Origin of the sequence: Longimycelium tulufanense, assembly GCF_014645795.1 — a bacterium.
GTDB classification, from domain to species: Bacteria; Actinomycetota; Actinomycetes; order Mycobacteriales; family Pseudonocardiaceae; genus Longimycelium; species Longimycelium tulufanense.
The window spans coordinates 1-14,782 of the sequence record NZ_BMMK01000043.1 but is presented as its reverse complement, the minus strand read 5'-3'; the positions used below and the strand labels follow the sequence as shown (position 1 = coordinate 14,782).

The following is a 14,782-nucleotide window of genomic DNA, read 5'->3' as shown; positions in this document are numbered from 1 at the left end:
GGTGTACGCCACGCTGCAGACCCTGGGCGGCCTGTTCTGGACCGCCACGTACCTGCTGGCGATCCGGCAGGGACACCGTGACCGCACCTACGGCATCCCCCTCGTCGCCTTGTGGGCCAACATCTCCTGGGAGTTCGTCTACACCTTCGTTCGGCCGCCGGCGCACGACGACCCGGGACTGAACAAGTTGAACTTCGCCAGCAACCTGCTCTGGTTCACCTTCGACGTCGTGATCGTCGTGCAGGCACTGACCTACGGACGGCGGGAGTTCCCGCGCCTGCGGGCTTCGGTCTTCTACGGAATGTTCGCACTCGGCCTAGCGACCGCTTGCGCGACCGTGATGCTCGTCAGCGACGAGTTCGACGACCCTTTCGGCGCACGTGCGGCCTTTGGCCAGAACCTTCTGATGTCCGGCGCGTTCCTCATGATGCTCCACGCGCGCGGCTCGCTGCGCGGCCAGTCGGCGTCCATCGCGCTGTGCAAGATGATGGGCACGGGAATGGCCTCCTTGGCTTTCGCGCTTCATCCACCGAAACCCTCGTACGAGGACTCGGTTCTGTTGCCCTTCCTCTTCGTCACGATCCTCGTGTATGACGTGATCTACCTGATCGCTGTGCTCCGTGCGCGTCGGCAGGCGACCGGGAAGCCCGGCCGAGACGAGGAAACCCATGAGCGAGCCGCCTGACGAGCCGGACCCACCGAGGTTCCCGTTCCCGCCCGGAAAGCACGGTGACGTGACCCCGCGGTACGCGGAACTGCGCGCCAGCTCCCCGGTGTCCCGGGTCCGCCTCCCCAGCGGGGACACCGCCTGGCTGGTGCTCCGGCACGCGGACGCGGTCCGCGTGTACGCCGACCCGGTATTCAGCCGCAGGGCACTCACCGTCCCGGGCACACCCCGCATGGCGCCGGGCCCGGACATCTCCGACGATCCCACCGGGCTGCTCAACCTGGATCCGCCGGACCACACGCGGCTCCGCCGCATCGTGCGTGGCGTGTTCGGCGTGCGCGCCGCCGAGGCTTGGCGGCCGCGGTCCCGTGCGATCGCCGAGGAACTCGTCGATGCCATGGTGGCCGGTGGGTCGCCGGCCGACCTGGTGGAGGCGATCGCGATCCCGTTGCCGCTCCGGGGAATCTGCGAACTACTCGGCGTGCCGCCGGCTGACCGGGAGCTCTTCCGCGACTGGGCCCGGAAGATCGTCTCGATCGGCGCCTATCCACCGCAGGAGGTCGGCGCCGCGTTGGCCGCCGCGCGAAGCTACATCGCCGACCTTGTCGCGGCTCGGCGTGCGGAGCGGCCCGAGCGCCCGCACGACCTGCTGGACCAGATGATCGCCGCGCGGGATGTCGACGACCTGCTGAGCGAGGGCGAGCTGCTCACCCTGAGCTTCGGGCTCCTGCTCAACGGGCACGACACGACGGTCAACAGCCTGGTGCGCGGCATGCTCGCGCTGCTGCGCCACCCCGACCAGTGGGCGCTGCTCACGGCCGACCCGGACGCCGTCGTGGCCGGGGTGGTGGAGGAGGTCCTGCGGTACGCGCCGCCGAGCGACAACGGCCTGCTCCGGTTGGCCACCAGGGAGGTGGAGCTGTCCGGGGTGCGGATCGCCGCCGGCGAGGCCGTGCTCGCCCCGATCGCCGCGGCCGGCCGCGATCCCGCGGTCTTCACCGACCCGGAACGGTTCGACGTGACCCGCGACGCCCGTCCCCATCTCGGCTTCGGCCACGGCCCGCACCACTGCCTCGGCGCGCACCACTCCCGGGTGGACCTCCAGGAGGCGTACCGTGCCCTCGCCGGCCGGCTGCCCGGACTGCGCCCGGCGGTCGGGCTGGACGATCTCCGCTGGCACGGTGGGTTGATCGGGATGAGCGTGCGGGAGCTGCCGGTCTCCTGGTGAGGGCCAGACGCGACAGGGGCGGGACGGGGGCGCGGGATGATCGAGCAGGATGCGCGGACGTTGTTGACGGCGCGCCCGTACGGGATGGACCCGGTGCCGACGCTGGCCTGGCTGGCCGACCAGCAGCCGGTCGTCGAGGTGCCGATGGGGCAACGCACGGCCTGGCTGGTCACCGGGTACGCCGAGGTCCGGCAGGTGCTGTCCGACCCGCGGTTCGGTGTCTCCCCGCTGCGCGAGTGGACCTCGGCGCGCTGGGCCTGCCGCCGATCTTCGCCGCGGCCGGTGGCCTGAGCGTGCTCGACGGTCCCGAGCACGCCCGGCTGCGGGCGTTGTTCGTGCCGGCCTTCGCCGCCGACCGGGTGGCCGTGCTCACCCCCACCCTGGAGCGGATCGTCGACCAGCTCCTGGACCGGGTGGCCGACCAGCCACTGCCCGTTGACCTGTGCGAGCACCTGGCCCACCCGCTGCCGGTGCGGGTGAGCTGCGCGTTGCTGGGCCTTGCACCGGCGGCCGCGGACCGGTTCGCCGCGGCCACCGAGGAGGCCACCCGGTGCTTCGTCCGCGGCTTCTTGGAACGCGGGGTCCGGGTGTGGCAGGAGATGCTGCGCGACCTGCGCCAGGAGCTGCAGCGCAAGCTGGCCGAGCCGGGTCCTGACCTGCTCACCGAGCTCACGGCCGGCCGCGGCGGGTCGGGTGTGGACACCGACACCGTGCTCGACCTGGCCGCACGGGTGCTGGGCGCCGGGCACGGGACGACCAGCGTGCAGCTGGGTTTCGGCGCCGTCGCGCTGCTCCGGAACCCCGAGCAGCTCGCGGTTCTCCGGGAGGAGCCCACGCTGGTCCCGACCGCGGTGGAGGAGATCCTGCGGTTCTACCCGCCGGTAACCTCGGTGGGGAGCCCGATGCGGTTCGCCAAGGTCGACACCGAGGTGGGTGGGGTCCGGATCCCGGCCGGGAGCCTGGTCCTGGTGTCCACGCACGCGGCGAGCATGTGCCCGCAGCACTTCCCCGAACCGGAGACTTTCGACGTGCGCCGGACGCACAACCCGCATCTGGCGTTCGGCCACGGCCCGCATCGGTGCCTCGCCGACGCCCTCGCCCGGCACACCCTGCGGGCGGCGATCGACGGTCTTCTCCGCCGCTTCCCCAAGCTCGAGCTCGCGATCCCGGTCGAGGACCTGCGGCAGACCACCTACGGCGTGGCGATCGGCTTCCGCGAGATCCCGGTTCGCTGGTAACGACCGCACCGGGGGCAATTGCCGCCGGAGGCACGTCGTCCGTCACCGCCCGGACTGGTTTCGGGCGGTGACGGACGAACTCTGGGCGCGCCAAGCGGTTTCCCGGCCAACCACGGGACACCGCTTCCCCGGGGTGACGGGCCGTTCGCCGCTTGGGCCGGAGCCGCCACGCTCCGCCGTTACGCCTGGCCGGTAGGCAGCTTGATCACGGCGAAGTGCGCACCGAACGGGTCGGCGAGGATGGCGAGCCGTCCGAACGGGGTGTCTTCCGGCTCCCCGAGCACCCGGCCGCCGTTCCCCACCGCGGTGTGGGAGGCGGCATCGGTGTCGTTCGTGGCGAAGTAGGTGAGCCAGGCCCCGTGACCGGAGCTGACCCGGCCCTGGCCACCGTAGACACCCGCAACGGGCTCGCCGTTGGCCTTGAGGACCGTGTAGTCGAACGGTCCGTCGGGGAGTGCCTCGGCCTCGTAACCGAAGACCTTGGTGAAGAAGTCGACGGCGCGTGCGACGTCCCGGGTCGCGATCTCGTTCCAGCAGGGTGCCCCCGGCTCGTTGAACGCCCCGGAACCCAGGTGTTCACCTGCCTGCCACAGCGAGAAGATCCCGCCCGTGGGGTCCTCGACGATCGCCATCGTGCCCCAGTTGTCGGCCAGTTGCTCCCGTATCACCCGCCCACCGTGCTCCTCGACCTTCCGTAACGTGCCGGCGCAGTCGTCGGTCGCCAGGTAGACCACCCAGTTCGACTGCGCCGGTGGTGCTTCCCCCTCGAAGGGTTCGGCGACGGCGGCCACGTCCCGCCCACGAACCCGGCAGAATCCGTAGTGTTCGGTGGTGTCGACGTCCCAGCTCAGCACCGCGCCGTAGAACTCGACGGCCGTTGCCCGGTTGGGCACGGTCATGTCGAACCAGCACGGGGCACCGACCGGATACCTGCTCGTCACATCCGCCACGACAGCCTCTCTTGATCAATGGTTCGAGTCCTCAATCGACGCGGCGACGCTAGCGGGATGGCCCGACACCACACGGCCACGCTGAGACCACACCAACCCCAGCAGCACCCGATTGAGGTAACCCGGCTCAGTAAGACGCGGCGCGTTGTCACGATGAACCCACTGACGAAGGGGTATGCATCGGCTGTGGACCACGACAGGGCACACCGTCGTTCCGTGCTGGGGGTGGCCGCCGCCATGGTGGCCGCGGCCCGGCGCGGCGATCTCGACGCCGCGGTGGGCGCCCTGCTGCGGCTGCGGGACTCCGACGGGCACATCCCGCGGGAGGACATGTGCCTGCTGCTGGCCGTCCTGGTCCGGTACGCCGGCCGGCTGCTCAACGGGATCGTCAGTGCGCACGGGGATCCGGCCACCGCGAAGCTCCACCTGGCCGACGAGAACGGCCCGGTGCCGGTCGACCGCGCCGCCCCGGCGGACCGGACGATCCTGCGCGCCGTCCTGGCCGCGATGCACGGCCACCCCGAGGACGCCGACATGCACATCGCCATCGCGCTCGAGCACGCGGAATCGCGCGACCACTCGCAGCTCATCGGGCGCGCGGTGGAGTTGGCCAGTGGTGCGGTCCGCGAGGCCGAGCGGCTCCGGGTGCCCATTCCCGCCCTCCAGCTCCCACCGCAGGCGGTACTTCCCTGACTGGACCACACTGCCAACCGCAGCAGGGGGTGCGTCCCACCGACCATGTCCCCACTTCCTTGACAGGGCGGTGGTTGGTGGCCCGGGCGCGCCTACACTGCGGTGTGATCTTGCCCATCGCTCAACCGGATGTTTCCGAACCCGGTCGTGGAAGGGAACCTCATCGCCTTGTCCAGTCGAAGAACCCGCGCCGCCATCGGCGGCCGTGTCATGACGGGTCTGGCTCTGTTGATGCTCATTGCTGGCTGCGGGAACGGCTCCGCCCCCGCCGGACCCAACGTCGAATCCACCACCACGACGACCGTGGCCCCGGGGACCACCACCGGGACCACCACAACGACAACCACCATCACGAAACCCGAATCCCCACCACCCGCTCCTCCCCCGCCGCCACCGCCCGCACCCCCGACGCCGGAGGCCGAACAACGGAAACCAGCGCCAACAGCCGCCGAACGGGCGTTGGATCCGCGGTTCCGCACCTGTAAGGAAGCGAAGGCGAACGGCTACGGCCCCTACTACAAAGGCGTCAATCCCGAGTACGACTGGTACTTCGACCGTGATCACGACGGGAAGGTGTGCGAGTAATCGGGATCGTGCTCGTCCGACGACAAACGGCTGGCTTGTCCCGGCAGCTCTGGCGTCCGCCCTGTTGCCGGGCAGCCGTTCCCGCCAGCTCGGCCGGACTGAGCCCGGGCGATGACGCTCGCTCTCTGCGCCGGTGGGTGGGCACGCCCCGGCCGCCCGCCCTGGGTCTCGCGAGCCAGGTCGAGCGTAGTGATCAGGAAATCCGCAGGTCAACGTTGCGGTCGGGAACTGTGGACAAGTCGCGTCCCGGTGAATAGGCGAGGGTTGGCGCCGACCGTGGTTCAGCGACATCTCGCTTCGGAGGTGTTCCTGAAGGGCCACTGACACCGGAGTGGCCGAGTGGCCGGGAAACCATTAGGTGCGTTCCGTAACCGGGAAGACCGGCAGCAACCTGTCACGGCCACCCCTGTCACACAGATTGGCGATGCGCTACACCCAATTTTTCTCTTTCCTTGTAGCGGAGCTGGTCTACGGTGTCGTCGTCCTCTCCGTTCTCCCTGCCGGGCGGTGACCCTCGGCCCGGCTTCGGGGATCGGTAGGGACACGCGTCTGGGGGCCGGAATGGCGGATCGAGCAACAGCCCGGATGTCACCGGCCGACGACGGGGACACCGCACCCGGTAGGCCGGTGGTCACCCCGGTCGCGTCGATGGCTCGTCATCCGGCACACCTGGCCGGTGCGGCAAATGTCACGCGTCCCGTCACCGGGACAAACTCGCCCGGCCCACCATGTAGCCGCAACCGTCCGGCGGACATCGCCGACGACGACATGGTTCGGCACCTGATCCGTGCCTTGGTGCGCCGCGTGGTGGAGCTGGGTGGGGTGCGGAGCGACCGGGAACGTCCCATGCTCGACAGCATCGAGTTGGGCGTGCGATGCCTGCTGCTGCGTCCGGAGCCGGCACCGGAGCGGCTGGCCGCCCTGCTCAGCCCGCGGGAACTGGAGATCGCCCGGCTCGTCGGGCTCGGTCACACGAACCGAACCATCGCGGCGGTGCTGGACATCAGCCTCTACACGGTGTCCACGCATCTGCGGCGAATCTTCGCCAAGCTCGGGGTCTCCACCCGCGCGGCCATGGTTGCGGTGCTGTCCGGGAATCCGCACCTGTTCGACGTCGAGGTGACGAAGGCGAGGGACTACCCGCACGATGACGACGACCGCTGAGTCACTCAGCGGGCCGACTGCGTTACCGCACGGGACCGGCGAAACGCCAGCGGTGGCACCGCGCACTTGCGTAGAGTGTCGGCGTCGAGGGTCCCCGGCCGATATGCCAGCCGCGGCAGCCGTTCGATCATCAGGGAAACCGGGTCGGCCAAGGCATCCCGAACACCGAAAAGAATCACACCCCACGGTTGCTCGTCGTGCCGGAAGTACACCGTGGTGTCGAAGACCTTGTCGAACCTCTCCCACACCGCGGCGAGCGGCCGGACCAGGTCCAGTCCGCCGCCGGTGAGCGCGGGGCGGCAGATCTGCACGGCCAGCACACCGCCCTCGGTGAGTACTCCGCGACAGTCGGCCAGGAAGTCCGCGCTGTAGAGCCGGTTGTGCTGCCGCTCGTTGTCCTCGTGTTCCTCCGGAAGGTCGAGTACGACCACGTCGTAGCGGGTGCCCTCGGCACCGGCCTGCTGGACGAAGGCAAGTCCGTCCGCATAGTGCAACCGAACCGCCCCATCGCGCTTCTCCGCAGCCGCAAGCTCATCCGGCGTGAACCCGAAGGGCAGATGTTCGGCACACACCTCGACGCACTCGCGGTCGATATCAACATGGTCGACACGGCCGATGCCGGCAGACACGGCGATCTGCGGAATCACGCCCTCACTGGAACCGACGATCAGCGCCGAGCGGGCGTTGCGGGCCAACAACAGGGCGGGGACGGACAGCGCCTCGTGGAAGGCGAGCTGCCCCAGTTCCGTGCTCTGCGGATTGCCGTCGCAGAACAGGGTTGTCCCCTGCCCGGTTCGGGCCACCAGGACGTGCTGGAACTCGGTCCTTCCCTCCCACAACACATCGTCGATCCGCCACAGATCCGACAGGCCACCGCCGAGGTCGTCACGCACCCAACGCACCTGGTCAGTCCTGGTCACTCGCCACTCCTCTCCGGCGTGCTCGCGGGCCCCGGCAAACGGATCGGCGCGCGGCACGGCCGCGACGGCGGCCGGCACTACCTGGCCGAGAACCCGAACAGGATTCGATCCATTCTGCCGGTCGGGTGACGCGCGTGGCCGGGTGGCAGGTTGCACAGCAGGATCCGGCTCGGACGTTGGCAGCTCATCCCGGGGCTGGCAACGGGCCGAGGTCTACCGCCAAAACCTCGACGTGCGGCAGGTCAGGGAAAGCCTGTTGACTGTACCTGTGCTCCCGTCATTGGTTTTTCTCGCCGTCGTCGCTCTGGTCAGCGGCGGAATCCACTGGTACCTCTGGAAACGGCTGATCCGCGATACCATGGCCCCGGGACGCTGGCGACGGGTCGGCACTGGCGCACTCGTGGTGTTGTGGGTGTTACTCATTGCTGCGGCAGCGCTCACCCGTAGGTTGCCGCCCGATGTGGGCCGCTTCGTGGCGTGGCCCGGCTACCTGTGGCTGGCAGTCGTCTTCTACCTGCTGCTCATTCTTGTGGTACTGGAACTGCCCCGGTGGCTCCTCCTTCGCAGGATCCGGTCGCGGAGCATGGCGAGCGAACCGGCCGCGGTGCCGGTGCCGGTGAGCACGGGCGGGCCCGGAACAATCGGTGGGTTCGAGCCAACCGAACCGGAGCGGCCCGTCGCCGAGCCCGAGAAGCCCGGTCCCGATGCGGGCGAGGCCAGTCGGAGGCTGTTTCTGGCCCGGTCCACCGCGGCCGTGGCCGGGCTCGCCGCCGCCGGGATCGTCGGTTTCGGCATGCGATCCGCACTCGGCACACCCCGTGTCGAGCGGGTGACGGTGCCGCTGCGACGGCTCGACCCCGGAGCGGCGGGGATGCGGATCGCGGTGGTCAGCGACCTGCATCTCAGTCCTCTGCTGGGGCGAGCGCACACCGAGCGCGTGGTGCGGGTGATCAACGACCTGGAGCCGGACCTGGTCGCGGTCGTCGGCGACCTGGTCGACGGATCGGTGGAGAACCTGGGCCCCGCGGCCGCGCCGCTGCAGGACCTGGCCAGCCGGCACGGGTCATTCTTCGTCACCGGCAACCACGACTATTTCTCCGGGGCGGAGCCGTGGCTGCGGGAGTTGGAGCGGCTCGGCGTGCACCCGCTGCGCAACGAGCGCACCGAGATCCGGCACGGCTCCGGCGTGATCGACCTGGCCGGCGTCAACGACCTGGTCGGGCGCAGCGTCAACGACGGCCCGGACTTCGACCTGGCGCTCGGCGGGCGGCCGGACGACCGTCCCGTCGTCCTGCTCGCGCACCAGCCCGTCCAGGTCGCCGAGGCGGTCCGGCACGGCGTGGACCTCCAGTTGTCCGGGCACACCCACGGCGGGCAGATGGTGCCGTTCAACCTGGCGGTGCCGTTGCAGCAACCCGTGGTCGCCGGACTGGGGCGGATCGACGACACCTGGTTGTACGTGACGCGGGGTGTGGGCTTCTGGGGGCCGCCGGTGCGGGTCGGGGCGCCACCGGACGTCACGCTGGTCGAGCTGGCGGCCGGGTGACGGCCGCCTCGGGTGACCCGCGCTGACGGCCGAGAGTCGCCGGAGGAACTCCGGGGCGCTCTTCGGCGCCTCGTGGCGCGGGCTCGCGCTTGTTGGGCGCGCGGCGCCCACTTGCCGCACGGCTGTGCCGGCGGCCGTGTGGGACCGCTCCGCCGGCCTACCGCCCGGCCAGCCGGTGTCAGGTCTTCTTGCTGGCCGAGGGGTCGGCACTCGAGGACGGGCTCGGTGCCGGCTTGCTCGTCGACGGCCGCGACGGGGCCGTGGGCACGGCCGACCCCGACGGCGAACGGCTGCCGGCCCGGTCCTGCGGGGTCCGGTGCTCGACCGGGTCGACGTGCCCGGACCCGCGGGCGGCCGTGTCCTCGTCGGTTGCGGCGGACCGGCCGGGCGTCGGGGTCACACCGATGGTCGAGGGGGACCTGCGGGGCTCCCCGGGCCGCGGAACCGGTGGATAGTCCATCGGCGGGCCGTCGGCGTCGGCGACGCTCGGCCCGGCCGACGGCGGGGGCAGGCCCTCAAGTTGGTCGGAGTTGTCCCGCCAGGCCCGCTGACCGATGGCGAGCCCGACGACCAAGCCCAGCGCCACGGAGAGCGCGGCGCCCGCGGACAGGCTTGGTCTCGGCAACCTGGGCAGTCGAAGCACGTTCCCTCCTTGCCGGACACGCACCGCCGGTGTGCGATGACGGGGCGTGAGCCGCCAGAGATGCCATCGCCGGTCCGGCGGTCCAGCATTAACCCGTCTGGCCGGAAACAGCTCGACCGAGTGATATAGACACGGTGTCAATCCGGTCATCGGCCCACTCCGTCAAGCCGCAGCCCAGCCGGCCGATCCGCCTCCCAGGCCGTCAGCTGATCCAGCCCCGCGAACCAGCGAAACGGGTGCCCCGGACCGGGTCCATGCGGGGCTGGATGGATCTCATCCATCCAGCGCAACACATGGTGCCCTGCATCGCCCTCAACTCCTGGCAACTGGCTCGATTCGGCGCCGCGAGGCACCCCGTCCTTCACCGCGGTAGCGCAGCGTCCGGGGTGGGTTTGCGGTGTGCCGCGCATTCCCTTCTCTGCCGCCCGTGATCCGCACGACGCTGTTCGGTGACCCGACCTTGTCGCTGCGGTCTGGCAGGATCGCCGGTATGACTGGGGAAACCAACCTCTCGACGCTGTTCTCGACGAGCTGGGAACTGAGCGCGTCGGCCGAGGTCCTTGCGCCTGCCGAGCGGCTCTACACACTCGTCAGCGACGTTACGCGCATGGGCGAGTGGAGCCCGGAGTGCACCGGCGGGGAGTGGATCAGCGGGGAGCCGGGACGCGTGGGCTCCCGCTTCCACGGCCACAACAAGGTGGGGGAGCAAACCTGGACCACCGAGTGCGAGGTGGTGTCGGCCGAACACCCGCACCGGTTCACCTGGGTGGTGCTGGCCAGTCCTGCGGACCGGGAGATCCTGACCTGGTCCTTCGAGATCGAGTCGAACGGAGCTTCCAGCCGTCTCACCCAGCGGCACCGCATGCGGTCGGTGCCGCCGCCGTTGCGGGCCACGCTCGAGAAGGCCGGGCCGGAACGCGCTCCTGAGGTCCTGCAGCGACGTAGGGAGATGCTGCAGGAAGGGATCCGACGGACCGTGGCGCGGTTGAAGGCCGCGGCCGAGAATTCCTGACGTGACAAGTGGAAGCCTCGACGGCGTACCGGCCGTCGAGGCTTCCACTCGATGTGCTCAGGCCGCGTGGGCGGTGTTCGCCAGCGCGGTGTAGTCGCGGTCCTCGGCGTACCGGGCGGCCATCGCGGGTGCCACGGCACCGCGGCTGAAGTTCCGCTCGACCTGGGCCCGCTCCTGCGGGCTCGGCTGGGCGTTCTTGCAGGAGGCCGGCGCGCTGGATCCGGACATCAGGTCGGAGCAGCGGCCGGTGCGGTTGTCCGGCAGGCCCAGGATGTGGCCCAGCTCGTGGGCGGCGATCCGGGTCGGGTCGTGCCCCTGGTTCACCGCCTGCCGGCCCATCCAGATCCGGCCGTTGCCGAGGCTGGTCGGTTGGGCACGCGGCCAGCCGTTGTCGGCGTAGACGACGATGTTGACGGGACGGCCCGGTTGCGCGCGCTGCAGCTGGACGTTGCGGACGCTGTTGTTCCAGATCTCCGCGGCCCTGTGCACGACGTCGACGAACTCGGCGGCGCGGCTTGCGTCGTAGTAGAGGGTGCGGGCCGCGACGGTGTCGTCCGCCGGGACCTCCGGGGCGGCATTGGCGGCGGCAACCTGCGCCCCCACCATGGCGAGCATCATGACCAGAGCGCCCACGATGAGGCGCGCAAACTTCCGCACGAACACGATTGATCTCCCCCGCGAGCCACCAGCGATGGCACTCGAAACGGACAAATACGTGCGGCGGCAGTGGAAGATTCGACGCGAATCATCCGACAACGGACCCTATTCAGCCGATCTCGGGGGAGTCAACGCGTTGCCCCATAACGATCGACCATAACACGCAAAACAGGCACACACGCGCATGCGCGGGAAGGTAGCGGGCCCGGCGGGAAACCGTACCGGCAGTCCCGTTAGCCCGCCCGAGCGGGAGTTCGGGCGTCCTTCGCGGTGGTGGCGCACAGTCGTCGTACCCACACGAACGGATATGTGACCGCGGTCACCAGCGACAACATCGGGGAGAGCACACCGGACACGACGGCACCGAACGCATAGTCGATCATCGGCACCACCAAAGCAGAAGGCAAACATGGGTTCGACCCGCTCGGCAGCTTTCCCGGTTTTTCGCCGCGGTTCGCCCAGGGGATGCGTTTCCATGGTTTCGCGATGGACAGCCAAGCTCGGAAGGCGATCGCCGACGCCATCAGCAACCCGGCGAGCCCACCACGGAGCGGAACTCTCGGATCGAGCAGAAAGATTCCGAGATAGAGCTGGACAACGTGGGGGCGAACCTGGCGAACACCCACCAGTAGCGGAAGTAACCCCAGGGGGTCAGGGCGGACAGCATCAGGCCCGTGAACGCGGAGGCGCCCGCGAGGTGCGCGAGCAGCTGTTTGTCCAGCAGGACGGCGACGGACTCCATGGTCTGCCGCGCGGCCTCGACGCCGGAGATACAACGCACCCGACGCGACGGCGATCGGGAGCCAGCAGAGCTGGTGCGTCCGCCACGAGGTGCCGGTGGCGCGCATCTGGAGAAGCGCCGCCGTGACCACGAACACGCTGGCCAGAACCGCGATCGCCGCATCGGCAACCGGCCCGCGCGGCCACGACCACCGCCCCCATACCTGCAGCACAGGTTCCTGGACAAGGGGAACCTGGTGGGACGCCCTGTTCAGGGGAAGATCGTGGCAGGGACCGCATTCCAGCTCCTGGGGGCGGAATACTCGCGCCATGCCGGCGCACCTGGGGATCTCCCACGTCTCGCTGAGTGTGCGCGACCTTGCGAGGAGTGAACGCTGGTATCGCGACGTGCCCGGGTTCGACACCTTCGAGCGGCCGCCCGGTGCGGGCTGGTCCGAGGTGGTCATGCTGCACCGAGCCGCGGGGAGGGTGCGCTGTCTCCAGGCACACGACGCCAACCGGAGTGAGGAGTTCGACCCGGTGCGCACCGGCGGGGACCACCTGGCTTTCCGGGCCGGCACACGGGAGGCGTTGGACGCGTGGCAGGCGTTCCTGGCCGGGCAGGGGGTGCGACACTGGCCGGTCGTGGATCGCTCCTACGGCGCCGTGCTGTGCCTGCGGGACCCGGATGGGATCCAGCTGGAGCTGTTCTGGCGCGAGAACCACCCGTGACCACATGCTCGACGACGTAGGGGCTTCACAGGCTGGGCGCGGGGATGGCGATCGGGTACGGCAGAGACGGGTTGCCACGCGGGTCGCGTGTACTCGTTGCGCGCCCGGATACCCCTGAGTGGGTGAGCGGCCCGTTGCCGGTTTCGGAGTCGGGAAGGAGTGGTGTGTGGGCAGGCACCGGCTGAGGCCGCCTTCCGCTGAGCCGGCCCAGGGCGTCGCCGTGCGTCAGCTGCTGCCGCTGGCCGCCATTGCCGTCGTGGTCACCGTGCTCGCGTGGGCGAACGTCCTGCCGCGGTGGCCCGGGCTGCCGCACCTGGTTGCGCTGCCACCGCTGGACCTGTTCGCGGACCTGCGGGTGCTGCTGACGCGGGCGACTTCCGTGCCGGCCTTCGTGCTGTTTCTGGCGCTTGTGCTCACGCTGCGGGTGCTGGTGATGGCTGTGATGCTCGGTGGGCTCAGCTGGCGAAGGGTGCGGTTGGCCGCGTCGTTCTACGGCGTTCTGCTGCTGCCGATGTTGATCGCCGCCGAGGTCGACTACATCGCGTTCGCGGTGCTGTACGCCCGGCCGTTCTGGATAGTGGTGGCCTCGGTAGCGATACTCGTTCTACTCGCCGGTCCGGTCCCTTGGCAGGGCAGCACGCGGATGCGTACAGCGTTGACGCGGACCTGGCGAGGGGGCCTCCGTGTGGGGATCCTGCTGCCGTACGGCGCTGTGGTCGTGTTGCTCGGTGTGGCCACCGACGTCTGGCCGGGCTCCACGGTGATTTTGGTGCCGATCTCGGCACTGGCTACCGGGGTGACCATCTGGCTGTTGAGCCGGCCACCGCGATCCGGGGCGCTTCTTCGTCTCGCCGTGGCGGGGGTTGCGTTCCTGGCCGCGGGTAGCGCGTTCGTGGCTACCCGTCAGCACGAGCCCCCTCCCCCGCCTTCGGCGCGGGAGGGTTCGCTGATGGTCATGTCGGGGATCAGCTCATCGTCTGGCCACGGTGCCGTCTTCCACACACGGCCGGAGCACTTCGGGCTGACCTGCGAGCAGATGTACTACTACTCGTACAAGGGCCCGGGGGACGGGCAGCCGCGCGGGTTCGCGAAGTGTCCGATCCGGACCGGGGCGCCGTTCGAGGCCCACCACACGCGGCGGCCGATGGAGGAGCAGGCGGCGGTCTTCGCCGAGCAGGTTCGTGGACTTCCGCGGCCGCTGCGGGTGATGGCGCACTCCCATTCGGCCTGGGTGGTGTGGATGGCGGTGGCGGACGGCATGGCGCCCGAGGTCGACGTGCTGATCCTCAACGGGCCGTTCCAAGAGAGCATCCAGGGCTACCCGCCACCGGGGGAAAACGCCCCGGGCAAGGTGGCCGGGGATCTGCTTCGGGTGTTCATGTGGGCTGCCAACCACTTCGGCGCCCTGGTCGAGCCGGACGCTCCCGCCACCCGGGCGACGCTGGGGGATCCCGGCACACCGCCGGCGATCTTCGCTCGCCCGCTGCCGCCCGGTGTGCGGGCGATCGCCCTGCATGCGGCGGCGGACCTGCCGCTGCAGCCGTCCGGGTGGCGGCTGCCCGTCGAGCACAACGCGTGCCCGCTGCGTGTCGCGCACACGGAGTTGCCGAAATCGGACGCGATTCGAGAGGAGGTGAACCGGTTTCTCGACGGCCGGCCACCACCACCGTGCCCGCCCTGGCGCGACTGGGGTGCCGCGATGACCCGCGGCTTCAGCGTCCCCGCCGCCCCGAACCTCCACCCCTGGTCCTGAGTCGATGGACAGCGCCCACCCGCTCCCCACAGGACTCCCGGTGGGTCCCGCGGGAGCCAATTCGCCGCCACGGGCGATCCGAATGGGGCCGGCCTTCCCGCGTGGCCACGGTTCCCGGAAGTCCAGTCGCTGGCACCGGGAACTGACGGGATGAAGCAGGTCGACTTCGGTGCCGAGCACAAGTGCGACTTCTGGACAAGCATCGACCGCTAAGAGCGTGTCTCACTTGGTGAGTCTCTTGTAGCAGGTGAGGGCGGCGGCCAAGGTCAGAAAG

At 69.9% G+C, this 14,782-nt stretch carries 17 protein-coding genes; 11 read left to right on the top strand and 6 right to left on the bottom strand.

Annotation, left to right across the window (positions count from 1 at the left end; all coding sequences use genetic code 11):
- Nucleotide 1 precedes the first annotated feature (1 nt).
- Genes IEY55_RS27795 through IEY55_RS27780 form a run of 4 tightly spaced genes read left to right on the top strand, consistent with a single transcriptional unit; the run spans nt 2 to nt 3,133 of the window.
- A complete protein-coding gene (locus tag IEY55_RS27795) occupies nt 2-685 on the top strand; it encodes a transmembrane-type terpene cyclase (protein ID WP_189061528.1) in 684 nt (227 codons plus the stop codon).
- Entirely contained in the window at nt 669-1,895 is a 1,227-nt protein-coding gene (locus IEY55_RS27790) for a cytochrome P450 (protein WP_189061527.1), read from the top strand. Before IEY55_RS27795 ends, IEY55_RS27790 begins: the two co-directional genes overlap by 17 nt.
- 36 nt (nt 1,896-1,931) lie before the next feature.
- Nucleotides 1,932-2,186, top strand: coding sequence for a hypothetical protein (locus IEY55_RS27785; protein WP_189061526.1), 255 nt, complete (start codon nt 1,932-1,934; stop codon nt 2,184-2,186).
- A complete protein-coding gene (locus IEY55_RS27780) occupies nt 2,132-3,133 on the top strand; it encodes a cytochrome P450 (protein ID WP_189061525.1) in 1,002 nt (333 codons plus the stop codon). Before IEY55_RS27785 ends, IEY55_RS27780 begins: the two co-directional genes overlap by 55 nt.
- A gap of 179 nt (nt 3,134-3,312) precedes the next feature.
- Here the strand turns inward: IEY55_RS27780 and IEY55_RS27775 are convergent, their stop codons facing one another.
- Nucleotides 3,313-4,083 carry a VOC family protein gene (locus IEY55_RS27775; RefSeq protein WP_189061524.1) on the bottom strand — a complete coding sequence of 257 codons (771 nt, stop codon included), beginning with the start codon at nt 4,081-4,083 and terminating at the stop codon, nt 3,313-3,315.
- A 216-nt stretch (nt 4,084-4,299) separates the two neighbouring features.
- On the opposite strand from IEY55_RS27775, the gene IEY55_RS27770 reads away from it, so the two are divergent.
- From IEY55_RS27770 to IEY55_RS27760, 3 genes are all read left to right on the top strand, one after another.
- Nucleotides 4,300-4,776: a hypothetical protein gene (locus IEY55_RS27770; protein WP_189061523.1), complete on the top strand. Its 477-nt coding sequence runs from the start codon at nt 4,300-4,302 to the stop codon at nt 4,774-4,776.
- Between the two features lie 210 nt (nt 4,777-4,986).
- On the top strand, nt 4,987-5,361 hold the full coding sequence (locus tag IEY55_RS27765) for an excalibur calcium-binding domain-containing protein (protein WP_229686823.1): 375 nt from the start codon (nt 4,987-4,989) through the stop codon (nt 5,359-5,361).
- 585 nt (nt 5,362-5,946) lie between these two features.
- Complete coding sequence (locus tag IEY55_RS27760) at nt 5,947-6,525, top strand: response regulator transcription factor (RefSeq protein ID WP_229686822.1); 579 nt, start codon at nt 5,947-5,949, stop codon at nt 6,523-6,525.
- Between the two features lie 5 nt (nt 6,526-6,530).
- Here the strand turns inward: IEY55_RS27760 and IEY55_RS27755 are convergent, their stop codons facing one another.
- Nucleotides 6,531-7,445 carry a spermidine synthase gene (locus IEY55_RS27755; protein WP_229686821.1) on the bottom strand — a complete coding sequence of 305 codons (915 nt, stop codon included), beginning with the start codon at nt 7,443-7,445 and terminating at the stop codon, nt 6,531-6,533.
- A 256-nt stretch (nt 7,446-7,701) separates the two neighbouring features.
- On the opposite strand from IEY55_RS27755, the gene IEY55_RS27750 reads away from it, so the two are divergent.
- Nucleotides 7,702-8,991 carry a metallophosphoesterase gene (locus tag IEY55_RS27750; protein WP_229686820.1) on the top strand — a complete coding sequence of 430 codons (1,290 nt, stop codon included), beginning with the start codon at nt 7,702-7,704 and terminating at the stop codon, nt 8,989-8,991.
- A gap of 178 nt (nt 8,992-9,169) precedes the next feature.
- On the opposite strand, the gene IEY55_RS27745 is transcribed toward IEY55_RS27750, so the two are convergent.
- On the bottom strand, nt 9,170-9,634 hold the full coding sequence (locus tag IEY55_RS27745; protein WP_189061522.1) for a hypothetical protein: 465 nt from the start codon (nt 9,632-9,634) through the stop codon (nt 9,170-9,172).
- 490 nt (nt 9,635-10,124) lie between these two features.
- On the opposite strand from IEY55_RS27745, the gene IEY55_RS27740 reads away from it, so the two are divergent.
- Nucleotides 10,125-10,646, top strand: a complete 522-nt coding sequence (locus IEY55_RS27740; protein WP_189061521.1) for an SRPBCC family protein — start codon at nt 10,125-10,127, stop codon at nt 10,644-10,646.
- Nucleotides 10,647-10,703: 57 nt separating this feature from the next.
- On the opposite strand, the gene IEY55_RS27735 is transcribed toward IEY55_RS27740, so the two are convergent.
- The 3 genes from IEY55_RS27735 to IEY55_RS27725 form a co-directional block, all read right to left on the bottom strand.
- On the bottom strand, nt 10,704-11,309 hold the full coding sequence (locus tag IEY55_RS27735; RefSeq protein ID WP_229686819.1) for a snapalysin family zinc-dependent metalloprotease: 606 nt from the start codon (nt 11,307-11,309) through the stop codon (nt 10,704-10,706).
- 227 nt (nt 11,310-11,536) lie between these two features.
- Nucleotides 11,537-11,686 (bottom strand): hypothetical protein, encoded by a 150-nt coding sequence (locus IEY55_RS27730; protein ID WP_189061520.1) that lies wholly within the window; start codon nt 11,684-11,686, stop codon nt 11,537-11,539.
- Nucleotides 11,687-11,826: 140 nt separating this feature from the next.
- The gene (locus tag IEY55_RS27725; protein WP_189061519.1) at nt 11,827-12,084 is read right to left on the bottom strand and encodes a hypothetical protein; all 258 of its coding nucleotides are present in this window, start codon (nt 12,082-12,084) and stop codon (nt 11,827-11,829) included.
- Nucleotides 12,085-12,353: 269 nt separating this feature from the next.
- Between IEY55_RS27725 and IEY55_RS27720 the strand changes: the two genes are divergently transcribed.
- Entirely contained in the window at nt 12,354-12,755 is a 402-nt protein-coding gene (locus IEY55_RS27720) for a VOC family protein (protein ID WP_189061518.1), read from the top strand.
- A gap of 166 nt (nt 12,756-12,921) precedes the next feature.
- The gene (locus tag IEY55_RS27715) at nt 12,922-14,508 is read left to right on the top strand and encodes a hypothetical protein (protein ID WP_229686818.1); all 1,587 of its coding nucleotides are present in this window, start codon (nt 12,922-12,924) and stop codon (nt 14,506-14,508) included.
- Nucleotides 14,509-14,782: the final 274 nt, after the last annotated feature.